This is a genomic window from Nocardia salmonicida NBRC 13393 (genome assembly GCF_001613085.1).
Classification (GTDB): domain Bacteria; phylum Actinomycetota; class Actinomycetes; order Mycobacteriales; family Mycobacteriaceae; genus Nocardia; species Nocardia salmonicida.
In genome coordinates, this window is sequence record NZ_BDBR01000008.1 from 16,946 (window position 1) to 40,474 (window position 23,529).

Sequence of the window (23,529 nt, forward strand, 5' to 3'; positions counted from 1 at the left end):
TGTCGGTTCAGCGTCGAACGATCAGCTCTTGAAGGCGTCGACCAGCTTCTTGTAGAGGTCGGTGAATCGCTTGCGGGCGTCCTTCTGCGCCGGATCGAGGCCATCGGACGCCTCGGGGGAGTAGACGACCAGGTGGACTTCGTCGGCCGGATCGTCGGGCATCAGATCGATGATCTGGGTGCCCCTGTTGTCGCCGGCCGGAATGCCGAAATCGATCTCCTTGAGCGCGTTGATCTCCTCGCGCGCGGCCGAAATCACGTCGGAGGCAACCTTTCCGGTCACCTTCTTGGGGGCGGTCTCGGGTTTGCGGTCCTTGCTCACGGCATCGGGCTGGTGCACGGCCTCGCCGTCGGCGAAGACCTGCAGGACCGGGCGCAGGTCGGTGCGCTGCGACCAGCCGTCGGGGATCGTGGTCAGGCTCACCAGCGGTAGTGGCGCCGGATCGGCATGGGCGAGTGCGCTCGCGCCCGGCAGGGCGAGAGCGCAGACGAGCAGTCCGGTCATGGTCAGGCGCATGGGTTCCCCTCGATCGAAAGACAGTGCGTGGGTATCGCGTTCGAGGAGTCAGCGTAGCCCGGGCGGGTTGTCCAGGTCACGCGCGGAATAGGTGTCACAGGCCTGCACCGACCCGGTCCGGTAGCCGACGAGGAACCACTTCTGCCGCTGATCCGAGGACCCGTGGGTCCACGACTCGGGATTGACGCCGCGACCCGCCGAGCGCTGGATGCGGTCGTCGCCCACGGCATTGGCGGCCGACAGCGCGTCGCGAATATCTTTGTCGGACAAGGTTTTCAGGAAGGGCTGCCCGCCTCCGGGCGAGGGCTGCTTGTCGGCGAAGTTGGCCCAGATACCGGCGTAGCAGTCGGCCTGCAGCTCGGTGCGCACCGCGCCGGAGGTCGCGCCCTGCGGATCGCGCTGGGCCTTGCCGATATCGCCGAGCTGGTTCTGGATGTGGTGGCCGACCTCGTGCGCGACCACATACTCCTGCGCCAGCGGTCCCGCGCTCGCGCCGAACCGGTCGGTCAGCTCCTGGAAGAAGGCGGTGTCGAAGTAGGCGGTCTGGTCGGCCGGGCAGTAGAAGGGTCCGACGTCGCTGGTGGCATTGCCGCACCCGGTGTTCACGGCACCGGTGAACAGCACCAGCTCGGGCTCGACATAGTTCTTGCCGGTCTGTTGCGGCAGCTGCACCGACCACACCGCGTCGAGGCTCTGCGCGGTGGCCACCACCCGGCAGTCGACGTACTTGTTCGCGTCGGCGCCGGTCTTGCAGTGCGCCGGCGTTCCCGCGGTCCCCGGCTGCGCCTGCTGCCCGCTCTGCGCGCCGGTGAAGTTGCCGAGCACCGTCCCGGGATCGCCACCGAGGAGCAGCGTGATGACCAACAGGATCAGACCGCCAGCGCCGCCGCCGAGAGCGAGCTTGCCGCCCATGCCGGGTCCGCCACCCGAGGAAGCCCGGCCGGGATCGATCTGCATACCTTCGTTGAAGGTCATCGCGGTACTCGCCTTCGCTCGGTTGTCCAGCTGCCTCACAGCATGATTCACCGTCGGCGGGAGCGGCGACGGCGGACAGGTGTCACAAGCTTGACACGGTGGGGAAGATATCGGTTTTCACTCGGGCACCGTGTCTCACTACGATGGCAGTGCACCCGGTCATCTGCGCCGGTGCGACAAGTCCGTGAAAGTCTGTCGAAAGGAATACCGTGCTGCGCACCCACTTGGCTGGTTCGCTGCGAGGCGAGCACGCCGGTCAGACCGTCACCCTCACCGGCTGGGTGGCGAGGCGTCGTGACCACGGTGGTGTGACCTTCATCGATCTGCGCGACGCTTCGGGCGTCTCGCAGGTGGTTTTCCGCGAGGGCGAGGCGGCCGAACAGGCCCACAAGCTGCGCGCGGAATTCTGTGTGCAGGTCACCGGTGTGGTGGAACGGCGTCCCGACGGCAACGAGAACCCGGAGCTGCCGACCGGGCAGATCGAGGTCGACGCCAAGGAATTGGTCGTGCTCAACGAGAGCGCGCCGCTGCCGTTCCAGCTCGACGAGACCCCCGGCGACGAGGCCCGCCTCAAGTACCGCTACCTCGACCTGCGCCGCGAAGGCCCCGGCCACGCCATCCGCCTGCGCTCCAAGGTCAACGCCGCCGCCCGCGAGGTGCTGGCAAGCCACGACTTCGTCGAGGTCGAGACCCCCACGCTTACCCGCTCCACCCCGGAGGGCGCTCGCGACTTCCTGGTCCCCGCGCGCCTGCAGCCGGGCAGCTTCTACGCGCTGCCGCAGAGCCCGCAGCTGTTCAAGCAGCTGCTGATGGTCGGTGGCATCGAGCGCTACTACCAGATCGCGCGCTGCTACCGCGACGAGGACTTCCGCGCCGATCGTCAGCCCGAGTTCACCCAACTCGACATCGAGATGAGCTTCGTGCGCCAGGACGACGTGATCCTGCTGGCCGAGGACATCCTGACCGCGCTGTGGAAGCTGGTCGGCCACGACATCGTCACCCCGATTCCGCACATGACCTACGCGGAGTCGATGCGGCGCTACGGCTCCGACAAGCCCGACCTGCGTTTCGGCGTCGAGATCACCGAGCTCAGCGACTACTTCAAGGACACGACCTTCCGGGTGTTCCAGTCGGAGTACGTCGGCGCGGTCGTGATGCCCGGTGGCGCGAGCCAGCCGCGACGCCAGCTCGATGCCTGGCAGGAGTGGGCGAAGCAGCGTGGCGCCAAGGGCCTGGCTTACATCCTGATCAACGAAGACGGCACCCTGGGCGGCCCGGTCGCCAAGAACCTGACCGACGTGGAACGGGACGGCCTGGCCAAGCAGGTCGGCGCCGAGCCGGGCGACTGCGTGTTCTTCGCCGCCGGTGCGGTGAAGTCGAGCCGTGCCCTGCTGGGTGCCGCGCGCGGCGAGATCGCCCGCAAGTGCGACCTCATCGACCCGAACGCCTGGGCTTTCGTCTGGATCGTCGACGCCCCGATGTTCGAGCCCGCCGCCGAGGCGACCGCCAGCGGTGACGTGGCGCTGGGCTACTCGGCCTGGACCGCGGTGCACCACGCGTTCACCTCGCCCAAGCCGGAGTCGCTCGACACCTTCGACACCGACCCCGATTCCGCGCTGGCCTACGCCTACGACATCGTCTGCAACGGCAACGAGATCGGTGGCGGTTCCATCCGTATCCACCGTCGCGATGTGCAGGAACGCGTGTTCTCGGTGATGGGCATCGACAACGCCGAAGCCCAGGACAAGTTCGGCTTCCTGCTCGACGCGTTCGCCTACGGTGCTCCGCCGCACGGCGGCATCGCCTTCGGCTGGGACCGCATCACCGCGCTGCTGGCCGGTGAGGACTCGATCCGCGAGGTGATCGCGTTCCCGAAGACCGGCGGCGGTGTCGACCCGCTCACCGACGCGCCCGCGCAGATCACCGCGCAGCAGCGCAAGGAGGCGGGCATCGACGCCAAGCCCGAGGTCAAGGGCAAGGCCACCGACGCGGCGAAAGTTGTTGCGGCCGAGAAATAGCGGTCATCGGAGGGAGCCCGGTACCTTCTGGTCAGTTCCCGTATCGCCACGGCGATACCGATCAGGAGGACACCGGTGCTACATCTTCGAGTGATCAGCCCGCCCGAGCAGACCGATGAGCTGGTGCGGGTTCTCGAAGCCGACACCGGCGTCACCCACCTGACGGTGGCGCGCGGCATCGCGCTCGACCCCGTGGGCGATCTCGTTCAGGCCGATGTGGCGCGGGAGGCGGGCAACAAGGTGCTCGCCGATGTGAAGTCGCTCGGCATCGTCGAGCACGGCGGAATCACCCTCGGCCCGGTCAGCGCGGTGCTCTCCGATGCCGCGGACCGGGCCGTTCGCGCCGCGCCCGGTGACCCGAGTGACGCGGTGATCTGGGAGCAACTGCTCAAGGAAACCCACGAGGAATCCTCGCTCAACGCCACCTTCGTGGCGTTCCTGACCATCGCCTGCCTGCTCGCCTCGATCGGGGTGGCGACCAACTCACCGGTCACCATCGTCGGCGCGATGGTGGTGGGCCCGGAGTTCGGTCCGCTGGCCGCGCTGTCGGTGGCACTGGTGCGCCGCAACTGGCGGCTGGCGCGGCGCTCCATCATCGCGTTGGCGGTGGCGTTTCCGTTCGCGATGGTGGTCACGCTCGGCGCGACGATCGTGTGGGAGCAGCTCGGCTGGATCACCACCGAGGGTGTGGTCGACGCGCACAGCGTCGACTTCATCTTCGAGGTCGGTCCGTTCTCGCTGGTGGTGGCGCTGCTCGCCGGTGCGGCGGGGATGTTGTCGCTGGTCACCGCGAAGTCGGCGGCTCTGATCGGGGTCTTCATCTCGGTGACGACCGTGCCCGCCGCCGGCTACGCGGTGGTGGCGGCGACCATCGGACAGTGGCATCGGGCGTTCGAGTCGGTCGGCCAGCTCGCGCTGAATCTGGTGGGCATCGTGATCGCCGGGGTACTGGTGCTCGAGCTGCGACCGAAGGCGGGCGACGAGAAGGGTCCGATCGGCCGGTTCAAGCGGGCCATCGGCATGCGGACCGTGTTCGAACGCTGACCTCAGACGCGGGCGACCGGTCCCGCCGTCAGCATCCGGTAGGAGTACGTCACCGCGATGACGCACACCGGCCCCGCGACGAACAGGCCCAGCCCGCACAGCGCCGCGCCGACGAAGGTGACCAGCATGACGGTGAGCGCCAGCAGCAGCGACGCCCACAGATTCGCCAGCACCAGCTGCGCGCTCGCCTTGATCGCTTCCACCGGGCCGTAGTCCTGATCGATCACGAAGTGCAGCGAGAACATGCACAGGAACCCGGCGATCAGCCCCGGCGCCAGGCACAGCGACGACAGCAGCAGGGTGACGGTGAACGCGAGCAGCGAGGTCAGTAGGACATTGCCCGCGTTCACGAATCGGAAGAACGATCCGAATGCCGGTGGATACCCATCGGTTTCGTAGAGCGCCCCGCGCACCATCGCCGCCTGCAGCAGCCACAGCGCGACGATCACCATCAAGAACAGGAACAGCACGCTGAACGGTGATGTCGGATCGACGATCTGGACGACGGCGAGGAAGCCGAGATAGATCAATACCCCCACCGCGGTGACCCCCAGCCACGGACCGGGATTGGCCCGGAATCGCTCCCAGCCGTAGCTCAGCGAACGGCCGATATCGAGGGCCTGTGCTCCCGAATGGTAGTAACCGGGCGTCTGCCCGCCACCACCCGTGGACACGCCGGATGCGGGGGCTGCGGGGTAGATCGGATTCTCCGGTTTCGACTGGGGCACCGCGTAACCGGGACCCGTGCCGGCGGGCCCGTACTGCGGTGCCTGTCCGCCGTGGCCGGCAATCGGTGGCGGCGGCTCGACCGGCTCGTGCCCGTACTGGGCGGCGCCGGGGCCCTCGAATTGCGGATAGCCTGCGCCACCGGCCATTCCGTGCCTGCTCGGTCCGGTACCGGGAGCCGGTGGTTGCCCGGTTCCCTCGTGTCTGCCCCCGGGTCCGGCGAATTGTCCGCCACCGCCCGGAACAGGCGACCCGCCCGGTGAATCGCTCGATGCGGCGTACGGTGTGTCGGTCACTGTGGTAGACCTTTCGACTCAACCGGTTTGCGGTGTGGCGCACAGCAGTTCACGATGAGAAAACCCGACGACCGGCTGATGTGTCAAGCCAACAGGAACACACGCGCAACCTCGGTGCCAACACGCCGAACGACGCGGAAAGGTTGTCCAACCGCTCGCTAGAAGTGACCGGGTACGAGTAGCTTGAGAGGCGATGACCGCACTATTGGCCGAACGCGCCGCCGACGTCGTGTCCGCAGCACAACAGTTGCTCACAAAGCGAATGGGTGCTCCGGTAAAGCTGAGTGATCCGATCGAGCTCAGCGGCAGTGGTAGGACGACAGTCCTACGCGTGCGTGTTGCGGAAAACGCATTTTCGTTGCCGCGCACGCTGATCGTCAAGCAGGTGCGCGGTTCTACTCCCGACCGCCGCGCCGGTGGTTTGGCGCCCGGCGTCGCCAGTATCGACGCGGCATTCCTCCGCGAGGCGGTGTCCTACCAGTTCACCACCGCGCTGAGTCGCGAGCAGCGTCCCGGTGCCTTCCTGATCGCGCACAGCGTCCCCGACCGGCTCCTCGTGCTCTCCGACCTCGGTGACAACGCGTTACTCACCTCGGTGCTGCAGGCCCGCGTGGAGCCGGGTACCCGCAACTCGTTGATGGCGTTCGCGCAGGCGCTCGGCCGGATGCACGCCGCGACCGTCGGCCGCGAGCCCGACTTCGTCGCCCTGATGCGTCGCGTCGACTCGGTGCACCGCGTCGACGGGATCGCCCAGCAGGCCCAGGCCGCTATCGCCGAGGTCCCCGGTCTGCTCGCGGCCGAGTTCGGCATCGAGGTGCCCGGCGAGATCGCCGAACGCATCGTGCACGGCAACCGTCTGTTCACCGGTGGCCGCTACCGCGCGTTCAGCCCGTCGGACCTGTGCCCCGACAACGTGATCATGAACGAGGAAGGTGCGCGGTTCCTCGACTACGAGTGGGGCGGTTTCCGCGACGCCACCCTCGACATCACTTACGCGCTCGTCTCCTACCCCGGCTGCCTGTGCGATTTCGAACTCTCGCGCAGCCGCGCCAAGGAAATGGTCGAGGCCTGGCGTTCTGCCGTGGTCGGCGTCTGGCCGTCGCTGGCCGACGACACCGTCCTGGCCGAACGGATCCTCGAAGCCCGGCTGATCTGGGTCTGGCTGTCCACCTACTGGTTCCTGCCCGCCGACCACGCCCGCATCGCCACCGCCCGCGAACACGGGCTGTCGGTCCCGCGCTCGGAAGCCCTGATCAACCGGTGGTCCGCACTCGCCGAAGACGCCAGGATGACCGGCGACGACGCGGTCGGCGACTTCGCCGAACAGGTCTCGGCGATGCTCGAGGAACGCTGGTCGGAGTAGCGGCGCCGAGCTGGCTCCCCACTTCTCGCCGCGCCGCGGGTACCGTCGGCAGGGATCTGAGGAGTTGGGAGCAGCCGTGCCGATACCGGTCACCGTCACAGTCGTCCGCAAGCAGTGGTTGACCCCGCACCTGGTGCGCGTGGTCGGCACCGTGTCGGACGGATTCACCCCTAACGCGTTCACCGACGCCTATGTGAAGTTGATCTTCCCGGCGCCCGGCGTCGAATATCCCGAGCCGTTCGATCTCGACACGGTGCGCGCGACGCTCGGCCCGGAGAGCCAGCCCGTGCTGCGCACCTACACGGTGCGATCCTTCGATCCCGAGCTGCGCGAGATCAGCATCGACTTCGTGGTGCACGGTGACGAGGGCGTCGCGGGGCCGTGGGCGCGCTCGGTGGAGCCGGGCGCACGGTTCTGGTTGAACGGACCGGGCGGTGCGTTCGCACCCGACCCGGCGGCCGACTGGTACCTGCTCGCCGGCGACGAATCGGCGCTGCCCGCTGTCGCGGCCGCACTCGAAGCACTGCCGGCCGGTGCGCCCGCGCTCGTGTTCGTCGAGGTGGGCGGCACCGAGGACGAGATCCCCCTCGTTTCTCCCGCTGATCTGCGCCTGCACTGGGTGCATCGCGGTGTGTCCTCGGACCGGATCACCGACGACCTGGCCGGGGCGCATTCGCCGCTGGTGGCAGCGGTGCGTGCGGCCGAGTGGCTGCCGGGTCAGGTGCAGGCGTTCGTGCACGGCGAGGCCGAGTCCGTGATGCGTCAGCTGCGCCCTTACCTGCGCAAGGAACGCGACATCGCGCCGAAATGGCTCTCGATCTCGGGATACTGGCGGCGCGGCCGCACCGAGGAGGGCTTCCGTGAATGGAAGCGCGAGCTGGCAGCCGAGGGCGCCTGATCACGTAAGTAGTACTCAGCGGGTCAGCGCGGCGAGTTTGCCGCGCAGATGGGCACTTTCGACCGCGTTGTCGGTGAGCAGCAGCGCCGACTCGTAGGCGGCGATCGCTTCGCCGGTGCGTCCGAGATCGGTGAGGAAGGCGGCGCGGGCGGCGTCGAGATAGCCGTAGGTCGCCAGCGCCGGTTCCGCGCCGAGCGGATCCAGGAGCGCCAGCGCCTGGGCCGGATCGCCGGCCAGGCCGACCGCGATGGCGTGATTGAGCAGCGCGACCGGCGACGGCGCATCGCGCAGCAACAACCGGTACAGGCCGATGATCTCCCGCCAGTCGGTATCGGCCCAGGTCGGTGCTTCGTCGTGCACGGCGGCGATCGCGGCCTGCAGGGTATACCGGTCGGTATGTGGAAGCGCGTGTTTCACCAGCGCGATGCCCTCGGTGATGGCCGCTCTGTCCCAGCGGTCGCGGTCCTGGTGTTCGAGCGTGCACAGGGTGCCCTCGTCGTCGACGCGCGCTGCCCGGCGCGCGTCGGTGAGCAGGATCAGCGCCAGCAGCCCGGTCACCGATGGGTCGTCGGGGACGAGCGCGTGCATCATCCTGGCCAACTGCAGCGCCCGGTCGACGAGATCGGTACGGACCAGCACCTCGCCCGCGGGCGAGGTGTGGCCGGTGGTGAACAGTAGGTGGATCACCGCGCAGATGGAATCGAGCCGCTGCGGCAGCTCGCGCACCGAGGGCACTCGATACGGAATGGCCGCTACCGCGATCTTCTTCTTGGCACGGGTGATCCGCGCGGCCATGGTCGCCTCGCTCACCAGGAATGCGCGAGCCACCTCGGCGGTGGTGACGCCGCAGACCAGCCGCAGTGTCAGGGCGACCTGCGCCTGTGGCGCGAGCGCGGGGTGGCAGCAGGTGCTGATCAGCCGCAGCCGGTCGTCGGGGATCGCCGGGTCGTCCAGATCGGCCAGCGCCAGGTCGGCGGTATCGTCCACCGATTCGTCGACGACGAGCTGGGGCAGCGCGCGCCGGAAGGTGCTGTCGCGGCGCAGCAGGTCGAGGCCGCGACGCCGCGCGACCGTCGTCAGCCAGGCGCCGGGTCGGGCCGGGACACCGTCGCTCGCCCAGACGGTCAGCGCCGTCGCGTAGGCGTCCTGCACGCATTCCTCAGCGAGGTCGAAATCGCGGACCAACCGCACCGTCGCGGCGAGCACGAAAGCCCACTCGCGACGGTGCGCCTGTTCGACGGCTGCGGCCGCCGCTGTGATCACGACTGCGGGTAGACCTGGATCGGGCGCACCTCGACGCCACCGGTGGGGGCAGGCACCTGTGCGGCGAGGGCGATCGCGGCGTCCAGGTCCGGCGCCTCGAGCAGGTAGTAGCCGCCGAGCGCTTCCTTCGCCTCGGCGAACGGGCCGTCGGTGATGACGACCTCGCCGCCAGCATCGCGGCGGATCGTGGTCGCGGTCGCGGTGGGCTGCAACGCCTGCCCGCCGAGGTTGGCGTCACCGGCGATCTGCTGAAACGTGCGATGGGCGGCGAGCATGTCGTCGAACTCGGCGGGGGAGTACGCGGCGTAGGTGGCTTCGTCGCCGTAGATCAGGACCAGGTACTGGCTCATGATGTGCTCCTTCGGTGGGGGCTGCCCGCTCGTCGGGTGGCCGTACTCACTCGACGAGCGAGCGCGGGCACAATCGACAACCCTGTCCGAAGAATTCTGCGCCGATTTCCGCGGCGTCGCGACGAACCCCGCTCAGTGCACCGGAGTAGACCGCGGTTCGACCCGTCCGCCCGTCGCGACGGCGAACGACGCGCCGTGCCGCACGCCGGTGGCGGGATCGGTGACGTCGACGACATAGAACCAGTCCATCTGCGTCTGCGTCGCGGTGACCTCGAGCACGCCGAAGCCGTGTGAGTCGAGTTCGGTGTAGCGCAGGTGGTGGTTGGCCGCTTTGATGGCCTCTTCCGCCGGTACCGACGCGGTGCGGGCGGGCATCTTCAGCAGATCGCCGACGCTGGAGGAGGTGACCGACGGGATCACGAACTCCGCGCCGACCGTCGGCCCGCCCGGGTAGTTCGCGGCGTTCAACGGCAGGTCGGCGGCCCAGGAGGTGTGGATGTCACCGGTGAGGAACACGACGTCGCTCACCCCGTTGTCGACGATCGTCCGGAACAGGGTGTCGCGGTCGGCGGTGTAGCCGTCCCACTGGTCGCCGTTGACGGTGATGCCGCCCTGCGGGAGGCCGAGCGCCTCGGTGATCGCCTGGGTCGTGGCCGCCTCCAGCGGCGGGAACAGCAGCGGCGCGACCATCACCGAGTTGCCGATGAGCTTCCATCGGGTGGGCGAGGAGGCGAGCCCGGCGGTGAGCCAATCCATTTGGGCGCGGCCGGTGATCGTGCGGGAGGGGTCGTCGGCGTGGCGCCACCCCGCGCCCGGCCCGGCCTCCTCGTCGCGGTAGCTGCGCAGATCCAGCATCGACAACTCCGCCAGCGTGCCGAAACGCAAGCGGCGGTAGATCTGCACCTGGCCGTCGGCGCGAGTCGCGCGCACCGGCATCCATTCCAGGTAGGCGCGGGCAGAGGCGGCCTTACGATCACCCCAGGGGCCTTCGGTGGCAGGGTCGTGGTTCTCCGCACCCTCGCGCCAGGAGTTGTCGGCCGACTCGTGGTCATCCCAGGTGCAGATGAACGGCACCGTGGCATGCAGGGCCATCAGATCGGGATCGGTCTTGTACTGGCCGTGGCGGGTGCGGTAGTCGGTGAGGGTGACGATCTCGTTCGCCGGGTCGTGCGCGCGGACCGCGCCGTTGCGGCCGGTGTATTTCCCGCGGCCGTACTCGTAGATGTAGTCGCCGAGATGCACGATCGCGTCGAGATCGGTGCGCGCGGCCAGGTGCCGGTAGGAGCCGAACCAGCCCGCTTCCCAGTTGGCGCACGAGACCAAGCCGAGGCGCAGACGGTCGACCTCGCTGTCCGGTGCGGGTGCTGTCCTGGTGCGACCGACCGGGGAGGTCTCACCGCCGGAGGTGAAGCGGTAGAAGTAGTCCTGACCGGGAGTGAGGCCCGTCGCGTCGACCTTGACGGTGTGGTCGGTCGCGACGGAGGCGGTGACGGTGCCGGACGCGGCGAGCGTGCCGAAATCGGCGTCGGTGGAGATTTCCCAGCGCACCGGCGTCGCGTCGCCGATGCCGGAACCGGGGGTGGCGTCCTCAGCGACGGTGACCCTGGTCCACAGGATGACCGCGCCCGGCAGCGGATCACCGGATGCCACACCGTGCCGGAAGACGCCGCCCGCGGCACGCGCGGGCGCGACGGTGCCCAATACCGCGACCGCCGCCACCGCCGTCGAACCGGCGAACAAGGTGCGGCGGGCGAACCCGACCGGCTGGGACGCTACGGCGCTGTTGTTTTCGACCACGATCAGCGATCACAGCCCACGGATCGGTTCCGCGCAAGTCCGCGCGAGCATTGTTGGTCAACTGTCCATCTTCGCGGCGGATTCTGGACGGATTCCGGGGCAGGGGCGAGTGCGGTGGGTGAGCTTCGCAGAACATGTCCGAGGGCCTCGGTACCCTGCACACCGTGAGCGACAGCCTTTTCGACGTGCCCGGCGAACACGCGTCCGCCGAACCCGGCGCCGATGCGGTGTTCCGTCGCGACTCGGGCGCGCCGCTCGCCGTCCGCATGCGCCCCGCGAACCTGGACGAGGTGATCGGTCAGGCGCATCTGCTGGGCCCCGGCTCCCCGCTGCGCAGGCTCGTCGAAGGGTCGGGTGCGGCGTCGGTGCTGCTCTACGGCCCGCCCGGTACCGGCAAGACCACCTTGGCCTCGCTGCTCTCGCAGGCCACCGGCCGACGGTTCGAAGCGCTGTCGGCGCTCTCGGCCGGGGTCAAGGAGGTGCGGGCGGTGATCGACCTCGCCCGGCGCCGACTCGCCGCGGGCGAGCAGACCGTGCTGTTCATCGACGAGATCCACCGCTTCTCCAAGACCCAGCAGGACGCGTTGCTGGCCGCCGTCGAGAACCGGGTGGTGCTGCTGGTCGGCGCGACCACCGAGAACCCCTCGTTCTCCGTCGTCTCTCCGCTGCTCTCGCGCTCGCTCGTCCTGCAACTGCAACCGCTCACCCCCGACGACATCCGCGCGGTCCTGGCCCGCGCGATCACCGACGCGCGCGGTCTCGCCGACGCCTACACCGTCAGCCACGAGGCGATCGAACACATCGTCCGGATCGCTGGTGGCGATGCCCGCCGCGCGCTCACCGCCCTGGAGGCGTCGGCGGAGTCCGCGACCGGCGGCGCCGTCGAGTTGGAGACCGTCGAGGCCACCGTCGACAAGGCCGCCGTCCGCTACGACCGGGCGGGCGACCAGCACTACGACGTGATCAGCGCCTTCATCAAGTCCATTCGCGGCTCCGATGTCGACGCGGCCGTGCACTATCTGGCGCGCATGCTCGCCGCGGGCGAAGATCCTCGATTCATCGCGCGCCGGCTGATGATCCACGCCAGCGAAGACATCGGCATGGCCGACCCGATGGCCCTGCAGACCGCCACCGCCGCCGCGCAGGTCGTCCAACAGGTCGGCCTGCCCGAATGCAAACTCGCCCTGGCGCAGGCCACCATCCACCTCGCCACCGCCCCTAAATCCGGCGCGGTGACCACGGCCATCGGCACGGCCATGGCCGATGTCTCCCGTGGCAAGGCCGGTGCGGTGCCGCCCTACCTGCGCGACGGCCACTACGCGGGCGCCGCCCTGCTCGGCAACGCTCAGGGCTACAAGTTCCCGCACAAGTACCGCGAGGGCGTCGTCGCCCAGCAGTATCCGCCCGACGAACTGGTCGGCACCGACTACTACCTGCCCACCGACCACGGCAACGAACGCACGATCGCCCCGCGCCTGGAGAAGCTGCGCCGCATCATCCGCGGAAAATAGCCCTACCTGCGTGGCGTGGACCACCCCGGTCGATGAAAAACCACGCGCACCGCACCGGTAGTCTGGGTATTTGTGCAGACCCACGAGATTCGACGACGGTTCCTGGACCATTTCGTCCGTGCCGGACACACCGAGGTCCCCAGTGCTTCGCTGATCCTGGCCGACCCCAACCTGTTGTTCGTCAACGCAGGCATGGTCCAGTTCGTTCCGTATTTCCTGGGTCAGCAGACCCCGCCGTGGGCTACCGCGACCAGCGTGCAGAAGTGCGTGCGCACCCTCGACATCGAGAACGTCGGCATCACCACTCGCCACAACACGTTCTTCCAGATGGCGGGCAATTTCAGCTTCGGCGACTACTTCAAGCGCCAGGCCATCACCCTCGCCTGGACGCTGCTCACCGACACCGTCGAGAACGGCGGCTACGGCTTCGATCCCGAGCGCCTCTGGGTCACCGTCTACCTCGACGACGACGAGGCCGAGCGGATGTGGCTCGAGATGGGCGTGCCCGCCGACCGCATCCAGCGCCGCGGCATGGCCGACAACTACTGGTCGATGGGCATCCCAGGCCCGTGTGGCCCGTGTTCGGAGATCTACTACGACCGCGGCCCCGAATACGGTGTCGAGGGCGGCCCCGAGGCCGACGAGGACCGCTACATCGAGATCTGGAATCTCGTGTTCATGCAGAACGAGCGCGGTGCGGGCATCTCCAAGGACAACTTCGAGATCCTCGGCCCGCTGCCCAAGCAGAACATCGACACCGGCATGGGCGTCGAGCGCGTCGCGTTCCTGCTCCAGGGCGTGGACAACGTCTACGAGACCGACCTGATGCGCCCGATCATCGACAAGGCCGAGGAACTCACCGGCCGCTCCTACGGCGTCGACCACACCGACGACGTGCGCTTCCGCGTGATCGCCGACCACGCCCGCACCGCCGCGATGCTCATCGCCGACGGCGTGAACCCCGGCAACGACGGTCGCGGCTACGTGCTGCGCCGCCTGCTGCGCCGCATCGTGCGTTCGGCGCGCCTGCTCGGCGCCGAGAAGCCGGTGATGGCCGAGCTGATCAAGGTCGTCACCGACCTGATGTCGCCGTCCTATCCCGAACTGGGCACCGACTTCTCGCGGATCGAGACCGTGTCGGTCGGCGAGGAGCTGGCGTTCCTCAAGACCCTCAACACCGGCGAGACCCTGTTCGACAACGCCGCCACCGCGGTGAAGTCCAAGGGCGGCAAGCAGATCACCGGTTCCGACGCGTTCGCCCTGCACGACACCTACGGCTTCCCGATCGACCTCACCCTCGAAATGGCCGCTGAGGCAGGCCTTTCCGTCGACGAGGACGGTTTCCGCTCGCTCATGGCCGAGCAGCGCAAGCGCGCCAAGGACGATGCGCAGGCCCGCAAGCACGCCCACGCCGACCTCACCGTCTACAAGGAACTGGTCGACCGCGGCGCCACCGAGTTCACCGGTTTCGACGAGCTGACCTCCGAGGCCAACGTGCTGGCCCTGATCGCCGACGGCGTGCGGGTCCCGGTGGCCACCCTCGGCCAGGACATCGAGGTCATCCTCGATCGCAGCCCGATGTACGCCGAGTCCGGCGGTCAGATCGCCGATCGCGGCACCATCACCGCCTCGGGGCTGAAGCTCCAGGTCAACGATGTGCAGAAGATCGCCAAGAAGGTCTGGGTCCACAAGGCCACCGTCGAGGCGGGTCAGATCACCGAGGGCGATGTCGTTCTCGCCCAAGCGGATCCGGCCTGGCGTCGCGGCGCCACCCAGGGGCACTCCGGCACGCACATGGTGCACGCCGCCCTGCGTCAGATCCTCGGCCCCAACGCCGTGCAGGCGGGTTCGCTGAACAAGCCCGGCTACCTGCGGTTCGACTTCAACTGGCAGGGCGCGCTGTCGGAGCAGCAGAAGGCCGATATCGAGGCCGTCTCCAATGACGCTGTCGGCTCGGACTTCCCGGTGAACACCTTCGTCACCGATCTGCCCAAGGCCAAGGAAATGGGCGCGATGGCGCTGTTCGGCGAGAACTACGGCGACGAGGTGCGCGTGGTGGAGATCGGCGGTCCGTTCTCCATGGAGCTGTGTGGTGGCACCCACGTGGAGCACTCCTCGCAGATCGGCCCGATCACCCTGCTGGGTGAGTCCTCGGTCGGCTCCGGTGTGCGTCGCGTCGAGGCCTTCGTCGGCCTGGACTCCTACAAGTACCTGGCCAAGGAGCGTGCGCTGCTGGCCGGTGTCGCCTCCTCGCTGAAGGTGCCCTCCGACGAGGTGCCCGGTCGCGTGGAGCAGCTCGTGGAGCGGCTCAAGGTGGCCGAGAAGGAGCTCGAGCGCACCAAGATCGCCGCGGTGCTGTCCTCGGCGGGCACGTTCGCCGAACAGGCCGAGCGGGTCGGTGCGGTGCGTCTGGTGGCCGCCGCGGCGCCCGAGGGCGTGTCGGCCGGTGACCTGCGCACCCTGGCCACCGATATCCGTGGCCGGCTCGGCAGCGAGGCCGCCGTCGTGGTGCTGCTCGGCAATGTCGAGGGCAAGGCGCCGTTCGTGGTGACCGTGAACAAGGCGGCCCAGGATCTCGGCTTCAAGTCGGGCGATCTGGTCGCGGCCTTCGGACCGAGCATCGCCGGGCGTGGCGGTGGCAAGCCGGAGATGGCACAGGGCGCGGGCTCGGATCCGTCGGGTATCCCGACCGGTTTGACCGCGGTCCGTGCCCGGGTGGCCGAACTCGCCGGCTGATGACGACCCCTGGTTCGTCCAGCGAGGAATCCGCCGACCGCCCTGACCCGGGCACCGACCCGGGTCGGGGCCGTCGGATCGCGATCGACGTCGGTAGCGTGCGCATCGGTGTCGCCTCGAGCGACCCCGATGGCATCCTCGCCACCCCCGTCGAGACCGTCGCGCGCGCCAAGTCCGGCGGGCGCACCGGCGGTCCACCCGCCGACATCGCGAGAATTGCCGACATTGTGCGGGAATACGAAGCGGTGGAGGTGGTCATCGGCCTGCCACGCACCCTGCGCGGCGAGAACGGCACCGCGGCTGCCATCGCGCGTAAGTTTGCCAAGCAGTTGCGCCGGGTGATCGACCCGATTCCGATACGCCTTTCCGACGAACGTTTGACTACGGTGTCTGCTGCACGTGCGCTGCGCGACAGTGGAGTTCGCGCACGTGGCCAGCGGCAGATGATCGATCAGGCGGCAGCCGTGTCGATTCTGCAAGGATGGTTGGACGAGCGGAGTTCGGTGTTGAAGGACGCAGCAGATACGGCGAGGGTCGGAGACGATGCATGACCGACCGATGGACCAGGGCCGAGGAACGCTACCGAGCACGGGAAGCTGACCGGCGCTATCCCCGACGCGACGATTGGGGCCTGGACGCCCGTGCGGCGCGCGACGACGAGCCGCAGCAGGCCGGACCTGCCGGGTGGGACGACGAAGCGGGCACCGATGTCATCCCGCGCTACGAGGACGAGATCTACGACGAGCCCGAACCCGAGCCCGAGCCCGAACCGGCGCCCCCGCCGCGCCGAGTCGGGCAGCGCGCGGCGCAGTCCGCTCGCGCGGCAGCGCCCGAACGCGGCCGCGCTCGCCCGTCGGGACGTGGCAAGCGGTCGCGGATCGCCTCACGCAAGGCGGCCGAGCGTAAGCGGCGCCGTCGCAATTTATGGGCCGTGGCCGCGGTATTCGTCGTTCTGGTCGTCTCGGCCGCGGGTTTCGCCGGATACAAACTGATGGGCAGCCTCAGCCCGGCCGAAGATTTCGCCGGTCCGCCCGGTGCGCCCGTGGTGGTCCAGGTGCACTCCGGTGACACCGCGACGCAGATCGCCGACGAGATGCACGGCAAGGGCGTGGTCGCCAGCTCCGAAGCCTTCTACGAAGCGGCCGTACGGAATTCGGCCATGAACAGCGTCCAGCCCGGTTTCTACGCGATCGGCGCGAAGAGCCCGGCCGTCGACGCTGTCACCGCGTTGGTCGGCGGGAAATCCCGGGTGGGCAATGTGACCATCTCCGAGGGGCGGCTGCTGCACGACAAGCATGACGCGACCACCGGTGGTCGATACGACGGCATCTACCGCAAGATCGCGGAGGCCAGCTGCGTCGGCCCCGAGCGCAAGTGCGTCACCTACGAACAGCTCGACGCCGCGGGCGCGAGTATGGACCCGAACGCACTCGGCGTGCCCACATGGGCCATGCAAGCGGTCAGGGAAACCCCCGATAGAACCAGGCAGCTGGAAGGCCTCATCGCCGCCGGGACCTGGGATTTCGATCCGAGCGGGACAGCGGAACAGATCCTGCGGCAGATGGTGACCGCGAGCGTGAAGAGCTACGAGGCCACCGGACTGCTCCAGTCGGGCGCCGACACGAAGCTGTCGCCGTACGAAACACTCGTCGCCGCCTCACTGGTCGAACGGGAGGCGAAACCCCAGGACATGGGCAAGGTGGCACGGGTGATCGTGAACCGGCTGCGGGTCGGTCAGATGCTGCAGTTCGACTCCACCGTGAACTACGCGCTCGACACCACCGAGGTGGCCACCACCGACGCCGACCGGGCCGCGGAGACGCCCTGGAACACCTACGCGATGGAGGGTCTGCCGAAGACGCCGATCGCCGCGCCGTCGGTGGGCGCGTTGCGTGCCATGGAGAACCCGGAGCCGGGTGCGTGGTTGTACTTCGTCACCGTCGACAAACAGGGCACGACCAAGTTCACCGACTCCTATTCGGAGCATCTGCGGCTGGTCACGCAGGCGCAGCGCAGCGGCATCCTCGACAGCTCACGGCCCTACGGTGGCTGAGGCGCGCAAGGCGGCGGTGCTCGGCAAGCCGATCGAGCACTCACGTTCGCCACAACTGCATCTGGCGGCCTATCGTGCGCTCGGATTGCCCTGGAGCTACGAACGCATCGAGTGTTCGGCCGAGCAGTTGCCGGGCCTCGTCGACGGGCTCGGGCCGGAATGGGTCGGGCTGTCGGTGACCATGCCCGGCAAGGAGGCGGCGCTGGCGGTGGCCGTCGAGCGCACCGAACGCGCGGTCCTGGTCGGCTCGGCCAACACTCTCGTGCGCGCCGAGGGCGGATGGCGGGCGGACTGTACCGATGTCGACGGCGTCCTCGGCGCGCTGCGCGGTGGCGGTGTCTCCTCGCTCGACGAGGCCGTCGTGCTGGGTGCCGGTGGAACAGCCAGGCCCGCATTGCTGGCGCTGTCCGAACTCGGGGCGAAGACGGTCACGGTGATCGCCCGTGATGCCGGACGGGCGCGTAGCGCGCTGGAATTGGCCGATCGACTCGGGATGCGCGCCACGGTCGTTCCGCTCGACGCGGAGCAGGTGCGTGCGGCGTGCGCGTCGGCCGGTGCGGTGGTCAGTACGGTGCCCGCCGAGGCCGCCGCGGTGATCGCCTCGGCCGTAGCCGCGGCGCCGGTGGTGCTCGACGCCATCTACAACCCGTGGCCGACCCCGCTGGCCACGGCGGTCGAGGCCGCCGGGCACACGGTGGTCAGCGGGCTGCAGATGTTGCTGAATCAGGCTTACGGTCAGGTCGAGCTGTTCACCGGACAGCCCGCGCCGCGCGCCGCGATGGCCGCTGCCGTCGAATAGGCCCGCGCTGTCGGAACAGATTGTCGCCCGATCCGCGAAATTGATACCGGTTCTAGTTTTATCTCGCTAAGGTGTTGTCCATGACCGCTTGGGTGTTACGAGCCACCGTCCTCGGCGCGCTGGTCGTCGCTTTGCGCGTCCTCCTCGGCCTCGCCATGGGCTCCTGGCCCACCTACGGCATCTTCTGGCGCGCGCTGTGTCTGGCGGCAGTCATCGCGGTGGTCGTCGTCTGGGGCTTGCGCGATGCCCGTGCGGGCGCCGACAGCCTCACCGTGCGCTGGTTGGCCGCTGGTTTCGGCGCGGGACTGGCCAGCTCGGCAGTGTGCTGGGTCCTCGATCAGGTGCCCGGAATCGAACTCGGCGACGCCGGCCTGCTCTACGAGCTGACCTCCGCGGCATCGTTCATCCTGCTGCTGATCTTCCTGCCCGCGATGGTGGGTGTCGCCTTCGGCCACATCCGGTCGCGACGTTCGAGCGAATCCGCTACCCCCGCAACAGAACCAGCGTTCGCTACCGCGAGCTGAATCGCCTTCTCCGGCAACCGAACCCGCGCCGAACCTGTACGCGCTCCTACTTGGTGCGTACAGGTCGGCGACTCGGATCTCAGAGCATGATCGGGGACGTGCCCGGGGTGGTGTCGCGCGCGATGGCCGAGTAAGCGGCGGCCAGTAGAGACGGGTCGGGGCCTTCGAGGCGGCCGGGCTTGGCCAGACCGTCCAGGACCACGAAACGCAGGACCCCCGAACGGGTCTTCTTGTCGGTTTGCATGGCGTCCATCAGGTGGGGGAGCGCGTCGCCGTCGTAGGTGACAGGCAGGCCGACACTTTCCAGGATGGTGCGGTGCCGGTCGGCGGTGGCGTCGTCGAGACGCCCGGCCAGGCGGCCGAGTTCGGCGGCGAACACCAGGCCGACGGAGACCGCGGCGCCGTGACGCCAGCGGTAGCGCTCGCGGCGTTCCACGGCATGGCCGAGGGTGTGGCCGTAGTTCAGGATCTCGCGCAGGCTCGACTCCTTGAGGTCGGCGGCGACCACATCGGCCTTGACCTGGATGGCGCGGCGGATCAGTTCGGGCAGCACGTCGCCGGTGGGGTCGAGGGCGGCCTCGGGGTCGGCTTCGATGAGGTCGAGGATCACCGGGTCGGCGATGAAACCGGCCTTGATGATCTCGGCCATGCCCGCCACGATCTCGTTGCGCGGCACCGTTTCCAGCGTCACGAGGTCGACCAGCACGGCGCTGGGTTCGTGGAAGCTGCCGACGAGGTTCTTGCCCGCCTCGGTGTTGATGCCGGTCTTGCCGCCGACCGCCGCGTCGACCATCGCCAGCAGCGTGGTCGGCACGTGCACGATGCGCACCCCGCGCATCCAGGTGGCGGCGACGAAGCCGGCCAGGTCGGTGGCGGCGCCGCCACCGAGACTCACGATGGCGTCGTTGCGGGTCAGCCCGATCCGGCCGAGCACCTCCCAGCAGAACCCGGCCACGGCCAGTTCCTTGCCGTCCTCGGCGTCGGGGATCTCGATGCGATGCGCGTCGATCCCGGTGTCGGCCAGTGCTTTACGCACCGCCTCGGCGGTCTCGGCCAGCGGCGGCTGATGGAAGATCGCCACGGTCCGCACGGCATTGCCCGCGTTGACCGCTTCGACGAGATCGCCGAGCAGCCCGCGGCCGATGATCACCGGGTACGGGTCGGCGGTGCGAACCTCAATGATGGACGGCTCTGTCACGTGCGCTGCTCCGATTCTTTCTGGTCATTGTTATTACGTCGCCCGCTACGCCGCCGCGGTTGCCCGCGTCGCCTGCGTTCGTTCGTACCGGTGCCCCGATCCGCTTCACCGGGTTGCCCGGCCCGCTGAACCTGCTGCGACGCCCCGGTCCGGGGTTCCTTCGTCGGGTCCGACGTCGCCGAGCCCGAGGGTTGCGCGGGCTCGCTACCACGGTGACCTACCCGCCCCGGGGCGCCGGCGTCGCGGCTGGCTGTGCGTCTGCCTCGGCCGACGCCGCGACTGCTCGTCTTCGCGCCTGCGACCGCAGTGCGTCCGCTCGCCCGACTGCCTGGGGCATTGCGGTTGCCCGCACGACCCCCGGCGGCCTCCCGGTTGCCCGGCTGGTTCTCGGCGTTGCTCGTACGGCTTTCCGGGTTCTCGGACACCGCGGCTGACGAGTTGTCCGTCTCGCGGGCGGCAGCGCTGGTCGCCGGCCGGATACGGGTGCCTCCTCGGCGCGACCTGGTACGCCGGGACCGTCGACTGCCCGCCGTGCGCGACTCGTTCTGCGCCGCACCAGCGGTGCGAGCCGCACCGGTGGTCTCGTCGACCGCGGCGCCATCGACCGAGGATGGTGTCGGCGCCGAACGGTTCCGGTCGTCGGCGACGCCACGACGCTCGGTGGCCGTCACGCCCGACTGCTCGGCGCCGCCTCGGCGCGCGGCGGCCGCGCGTGCCCTGGCACGTCGCCGGTTCTTGGACCGGTTGCTCCCGGCGCCGGGTCTGCTGGTGACCGAACCCGAAGCCGCGGTGACATTTCCGGTGGTCGAGCGCGCGGCGTCCAGGTCGGTGCGTACCGATTCCAGGCCGAGCTTGGCCAGGATCATCCGCACCACCCGACCCGGGCTTCGCCCGTCGGTGCGCACACGCACGGTGGCGATCTGGCGGTAGAGCGGACGACGCTCGCGCATCAGATCCCGGTACTTGGCGGCCGGGTCGACTCCGTTGAGCAGCGGGCGGGTGTTGCTGGCGCCGGTGCGCCGAACCCCTTCGGACACACTGATTTCCAGGTAGACCACCGTCGCGTCACGCAGCAGTTCCCTGGTCCGCTCGGACAGCACCGAACCGCCACCGAGAGAGACCACGCCGTCGTGGGAGAGCACGGCGCGGCGCACCACCTCTTCTTCGATCCGGCGGAACTCCACCTCACCGTCGGTGGCGAAGATATCGGGAATGGTGCGCCCGGTATCGTCCTCGATCCCCGCGTCGGTGTCGTAGAGCGCCACCCCCAGTTCCCTGGCCAGCTTGCGCCCGATCGTCGACTTCCCCGAGCCGGGCAGCCCGACCAGCACCACCCGCGCCGACGGTGCGATCCGGTCGTCGGCGTCGGTGTCAGGAGCACCGGGCTCGACGCTCGCCGGTGAGGGGCCCGCGTCGCTGTCCGGCGCGGTCCCCTCCTGGCCCTGCTCGGTCACGGGATACGGCTGTCCGCGGGCACGTGTGGGCGGCTGCCGATCCGCTTGACGTAACTGTTGATGTTGTCGACGGTCTCGACCAGCGAGTCGCCGCCGAACTTCTCCAGCGCGGCCTGCGCCAGCACCAGTGCCACCATCGATTCCGCGACGACGGCCGCCGCGGGCACCGCGCACACATCGGAACGCTGATGGATGGCGACGGCTTCTTCACCGCTGGACATGTCGACCGTCGACAGCGCCCGCGGCACGGTCGAGATCGGCTTCATCGCGGCACGTACCCGCAGTGCTTCGCCGTTGGTCATGCCGCCTTCGAGCCCACCCGCACGGTTGGTCGAGCGCAGCACACCGTCGGGGCCGGGACGCATCTCGTCGTGGGCCAGGCTGCCGCGTCGGCGCGCGGTCTCGAACCCGTCGCCCACCTCGACACCCTTGATCGCCTGGATGCCCATGAGGGCGGCGGCCAGGCGCGAATCGAGGCGCTGCTCACCGCTGACGAACGAGCCGAGCCCGATGGGCAGCCCGTCCACGATCACCTCGACGACACCGCCGAGGGTGTCACCGTCTTTCTTGGCCGCTTCGATCTCGGCGATCATGGCGGCCTCGGCCTCGGCGTCGAACGCGCGCACGGGGCTGGCATCGATCGCGTCGAGATCGGTCGGACCCGGCGTGACACCGGTGGTGTTGGCCGCGGCGCCGATCGACACCACATGCGAGACGACCTCGACACCGAAGGCCTGACGCAGGAAGTTGCGCGCGAGGGTTCCGGCGGCGACACGGGCCGCGGTCTCCCGGGCGCTGGCCCGCTCGAGCACCGGGCGGGCGTCGTCGAAGCCGTACTTGAGCATTCCGGAGTAATCGGCGTGGCCGGGGCGAGGGCGGGTCAGCGGCGCGTTGCGCGCCATTCCCGCGAGCTCGGTCTCGTCGATCGGATCGGCCGACATCACCTCGGTCCACTTGGGCCACTCGGAGTTGGCGATCTCGATCGCGATCGGACCACCCATGGTGCGGCCGTGGCGCACGCCACCGACCAGGGTGACCTTGTCGGCCTCGAACTTCATCCGGGCGCCGCGCCCGTAACCGAGCCGGCGGCGGGCGAGCTGTGCGGAGACATCGTCCGATGTCACCTCGACTCCGGCGACCATCCCTTCCAGGAGGGCGACGAGAGCGGGACCATGGGATTCTCCGGCAGTTATCCAGCGCAACACGCCGACCATCTTCCCATGTCGACACGTGTGGGAGGGAATGCGGGCCGACGTGACGAGCGGCACGTCGGCGCCGCGGCGGGCCGCGCGGTGGCGGCCGCCGCCCTGATCCGGCCGAACCGGCCTGCTCCGGGCCGCCGACACAACGCCGTCAGCGAGATCGTCCCGGCGCGTCGCACCACCGGTCATGCCAACACCATCGCGGTCACCGTGGCCAGGCACATGGCCGGTCCGTGCGGAACCAATCGTCGAGTGGGCGCAGCACGCACCTCGCGTGAATCACGTCCCAGTACCACTCGCAACCGATCGCCGCCGAGCATCACCACCGCGGCCGCGGCGGTGAGCAGCGGTGCGGCCACGGCGGCCCACGCCCAGGCGGGCGGCCCGGCGATCGCCGCGGCGGCCCCGAGCGCCACCGCGAGCTTCACATCACCGGCCCCGAGGGCGGCAGGGGAGAGCAGGTGGGCAACCAGGTACGGCATCGTCAGCAGCGCGGCACCGATCACCGCGGTCCCCAATTCCCCGGTCGACGCGGCGAACAGGAACACCGCGGCCGCGCCGACGCCGGTCAGCGCGTTGGGAAGACGACGGGCATGAACATCGATGACGCCCAGCAGCAGACACCAGGCGATGAGGCAACAGAACGCGGCAGTGGTCATGGATCGATCGTGCGGCGCCGCGACGGCCGAAAGCGGGTTCTCCCTGAGAATGTGGACAACTTCGGCGCATGTGAACAAAGCCGTATCCAGTCGCCCGTCGACACGGGATACGGAGCATCACGTGCCGACAGGTCGCCCCTCGGGCGG

19 protein-coding genes and 1 pseudogene are annotated in these 23,529 nt (G+C 69.1%); 10 read left to right on the forward strand and 10 right to left on the reverse strand.

What is annotated here, in order from left to right; genetic code table 11:
* Nucleotides 1-21 precede the first annotated feature (21 nt).
* Together NS1_RS07860 and ypfJ are read right to left on the reverse strand one after the other, a co-directional pair.
* A complete protein-coding gene (locus NS1_RS07860) occupies nucleotides 22-516 on the reverse strand; it encodes a hypothetical protein (protein ID WP_062982976.1) in 495 nt (164 codons plus the stop codon).
* Nucleotides 517-564: 48 nt separating this feature from the next.
* Nucleotides 565-1,491: a KPN_02809 family neutral zinc metallopeptidase gene (gene ypfJ / locus NS1_RS07865; RefSeq protein ID WP_062983484.1), complete on the reverse strand. Its 927-nt coding sequence runs from the start codon at nucleotides 1,489-1,491 to the stop codon at nucleotides 565-567.
* Nucleotides 1,492-1,700: 209 nt separating this feature from the next.
* Between ypfJ and aspS the strand changes: the two genes are divergently transcribed.
* Entirely contained in the window at nucleotides 1,701-3,509 is a 1,809-nt protein-coding gene (aspS, locus tag NS1_RS07870; RefSeq protein WP_062982979.1) for an aspartate--tRNA ligase, read from the forward strand.
* A gap of 75 nt (nucleotides 3,510-3,584) precedes the next feature.
* A complete protein-coding gene (locus NS1_RS07875) occupies nucleotides 3,585-4,553 on the forward strand; it encodes a DUF389 domain-containing protein (RefSeq protein ID WP_062982981.1) in 969 nt (322 codons plus the stop codon).
* 2 nt (nucleotides 4,554-4,555) lie between these two features.
* Here the strand turns inward: NS1_RS07875 and NS1_RS07880 are convergent, their stop codons facing one another.
* Nucleotides 4,556-5,575: a hypothetical protein gene (locus NS1_RS07880; RefSeq protein ID WP_062982983.1), complete on the reverse strand. Its 1,020-nt coding sequence runs from the start codon at nucleotides 5,573-5,575 to the stop codon at nucleotides 4,556-4,558.
* A 193-nt stretch (nucleotides 5,576-5,768) separates the two neighbouring features.
* Between NS1_RS07880 and NS1_RS07885 the strand changes: the two genes are divergently transcribed.
* Entirely contained in the window at nucleotides 5,769-6,938 is a 1,170-nt protein-coding gene (locus tag NS1_RS07885; RefSeq protein WP_056810664.1) for a hypothetical protein, read from the forward strand.
* 76 nt (nucleotides 6,939-7,014) lie between these two features.
* Nucleotides 7,015-7,836: a siderophore-interacting protein gene (locus NS1_RS07890; protein ID WP_062982984.1), complete on the forward strand. Its 822-nt coding sequence runs from the start codon at nucleotides 7,015-7,017 to the stop codon at nucleotides 7,834-7,836.
* A gap of 15 nt (nucleotides 7,837-7,851) precedes the next feature.
* Here the strand turns inward: NS1_RS07890 and NS1_RS07895 are convergent, their stop codons facing one another.
* The 3 genes from NS1_RS07895 to NS1_RS07905 all read right to left on the reverse strand — a co-directional run bounded on the left by NS1_RS07895 (nucleotide 7,852) and on the right by NS1_RS07905 (nucleotide 11,246).
* A complete protein-coding gene (locus NS1_RS07895) occupies nucleotides 7,852-9,099 on the reverse strand; it encodes an RNA polymerase sigma factor (protein ID WP_062982986.1) in 1,248 nt (415 codons plus the stop codon).
* Nucleotides 9,096-9,449 (reverse strand): YciI family protein, encoded by a 354-nt coding sequence (locus NS1_RS07900; RefSeq protein WP_062982988.1) that lies wholly within the window; start codon nucleotides 9,447-9,449, stop codon nucleotides 9,096-9,098. The genes NS1_RS07895 and NS1_RS07900 overlap by 4 nt, the downstream gene beginning before the upstream one ends.
* Nucleotides 9,450-9,581: 132 nt before the next feature.
* A complete protein-coding gene (locus NS1_RS07905; protein WP_062982990.1) occupies nucleotides 9,582-11,246 on the reverse strand; it encodes an alkaline phosphatase D family protein in 1,665 nt (554 codons plus the stop codon).
* A gap of 164 nt (nucleotides 11,247-11,410) precedes the next feature.
* Between NS1_RS07905 and NS1_RS07910 the strand changes: the two genes are divergently transcribed.
* From NS1_RS07910 to NS1_RS07935, 6 genes are all read left to right on the forward strand, one after another.
* Complete coding sequence (locus tag NS1_RS07910) at nucleotides 11,411-12,757, forward strand: replication-associated recombination protein A (RefSeq protein ID WP_062983486.1); 1,347 nt, start codon at nucleotides 11,411-11,413, stop codon at nucleotides 12,755-12,757.
* A 72-nt stretch (nucleotides 12,758-12,829) separates the two neighbouring features.
* Complete coding sequence (alaS, locus tag NS1_RS07915) at nucleotides 12,830-15,493, forward strand: alanine--tRNA ligase (protein ID WP_062982992.1); 2,664 nt, start codon at nucleotides 12,830-12,832, stop codon at nucleotides 15,491-15,493.
* On the forward strand, nucleotides 15,493-16,044 hold the full coding sequence (gene ruvX / locus NS1_RS07920; RefSeq protein WP_056810643.1) for a Holliday junction resolvase RuvX: 552 nt from the start codon (nucleotides 15,493-15,495) through the stop codon (nucleotides 16,042-16,044). The genes alaS and ruvX overlap by 1 nt, the downstream gene beginning before the upstream one ends.
* A complete protein-coding gene (gene mltG / locus NS1_RS07925; protein ID WP_062982994.1) occupies nucleotides 16,041-17,546 on the forward strand; it encodes an endolytic transglycosylase MltG in 1,506 nt (501 codons plus the stop codon). The genes ruvX and mltG overlap by 4 nt, the downstream gene beginning before the upstream one ends.
* On the forward strand, nucleotides 17,539-18,345 hold the full coding sequence (locus tag NS1_RS07930) for a shikimate dehydrogenase (protein WP_062982996.1): 807 nt from the start codon (nucleotides 17,539-17,541) through the stop codon (nucleotides 18,343-18,345). Before mltG ends, NS1_RS07930 begins: the two co-directional genes overlap by 8 nt.
* An 80-nt stretch (nucleotides 18,346-18,425) precedes the next feature.
* Nucleotides 18,426-18,869 (forward strand): B-4DMT family transporter, encoded by a 444-nt coding sequence (locus tag NS1_RS07935; RefSeq protein WP_063816097.1) that lies wholly within the window; start codon nucleotides 18,426-18,428, stop codon nucleotides 18,867-18,869.
* 79 nt (nucleotides 18,870-18,948) lie between these two features.
* Here the strand turns inward: NS1_RS07935 and aroB are convergent, their stop codons facing one another.
* From aroB to NS1_RS07955, 4 genes and pseudogenes are all read right to left on the reverse strand, one after another.
* A complete protein-coding gene (gene aroB / locus NS1_RS07940; protein WP_062983000.1) occupies nucleotides 18,949-20,067 on the reverse strand; it encodes a 3-dehydroquinate synthase in 1,119 nt (372 codons plus the stop codon).
* Between the two features lie 842 nt (nucleotides 20,068-20,909).
* Nucleotides 20,910-21,419: pseudogene (locus tag NS1_RS41540) on the reverse strand (shikimate kinase); the annotation flags it as partial.
* Nucleotides 21,420-21,517: 98 nt separating this feature from the next.
* Nucleotides 21,518-22,726: a chorismate synthase gene (gene aroC, locus NS1_RS07950; protein ID WP_062983492.1), complete on the reverse strand. Its 1,209-nt coding sequence runs from the start codon at nucleotides 22,724-22,726 to the stop codon at nucleotides 21,518-21,520.
* 182 nt (nucleotides 22,727-22,908) lie between these two features.
* On the reverse strand, nucleotides 22,909-23,382 hold the full coding sequence (locus tag NS1_RS07955; protein WP_062983003.1) for a prepilin peptidase: 474 nt from the start codon (nucleotides 23,380-23,382) through the stop codon (nucleotides 22,909-22,911).
* Between the last annotated feature and the right edge of the window lie 147 nt (nucleotides 23,383-23,529).

Coding starts and splice junctions, on each gene's coding strand:
- NS1_RS07900 (WP_062982988.1), bottom strand. CDS start 9,449: ATGAGCCAGTACCTGGTCCTGATCTACGGCGACGAAGCCACCTACGCC.
- mltG (WP_062982994.1), top strand. CDS start 16,041: ATGACCGACCGATGGACCAGGGCCGAGGAACGCTACCGAGCACGGGAA.
- NS1_RS07935 (WP_063816097.1), top strand. CDS start 18,426: ATGACCGCTTGGGTGTTACGAGCCACCGTCCTCGGCGCGCTGGTCGTC.
- NS1_RS07955 (WP_062983003.1), bottom strand. CDS start 23,382: ATGACCACTGCCGCGTTCTGTTGCCTCATCGCCTGGTGTCTGCTGCTG.
- ruvX (WP_056810643.1), top strand. CDS start 15,493: ATGACGACCCCTGGTTCGTCCAGCGAGGAATCCGCCGACCGCCCTGAC.
- NS1_RS07885 (WP_056810664.1), top strand. CDS start 5,769: ATGACCGCACTATTGGCCGAACGCGCCGCCGACGTCGTGTCCGCAGCA.
- NS1_RS07860 (WP_062982976.1), bottom strand. CDS start 516: ATGCGCCTGACCATGACCGGACTGCTCGTCTGCGCTCTCGCCCTGCCG.
- ypfJ (WP_062983484.1), bottom strand. CDS start 1,491: ATGACCTTCAACGAAGGTATGCAGATCGATCCCGGCCGGGCTTCCTCG.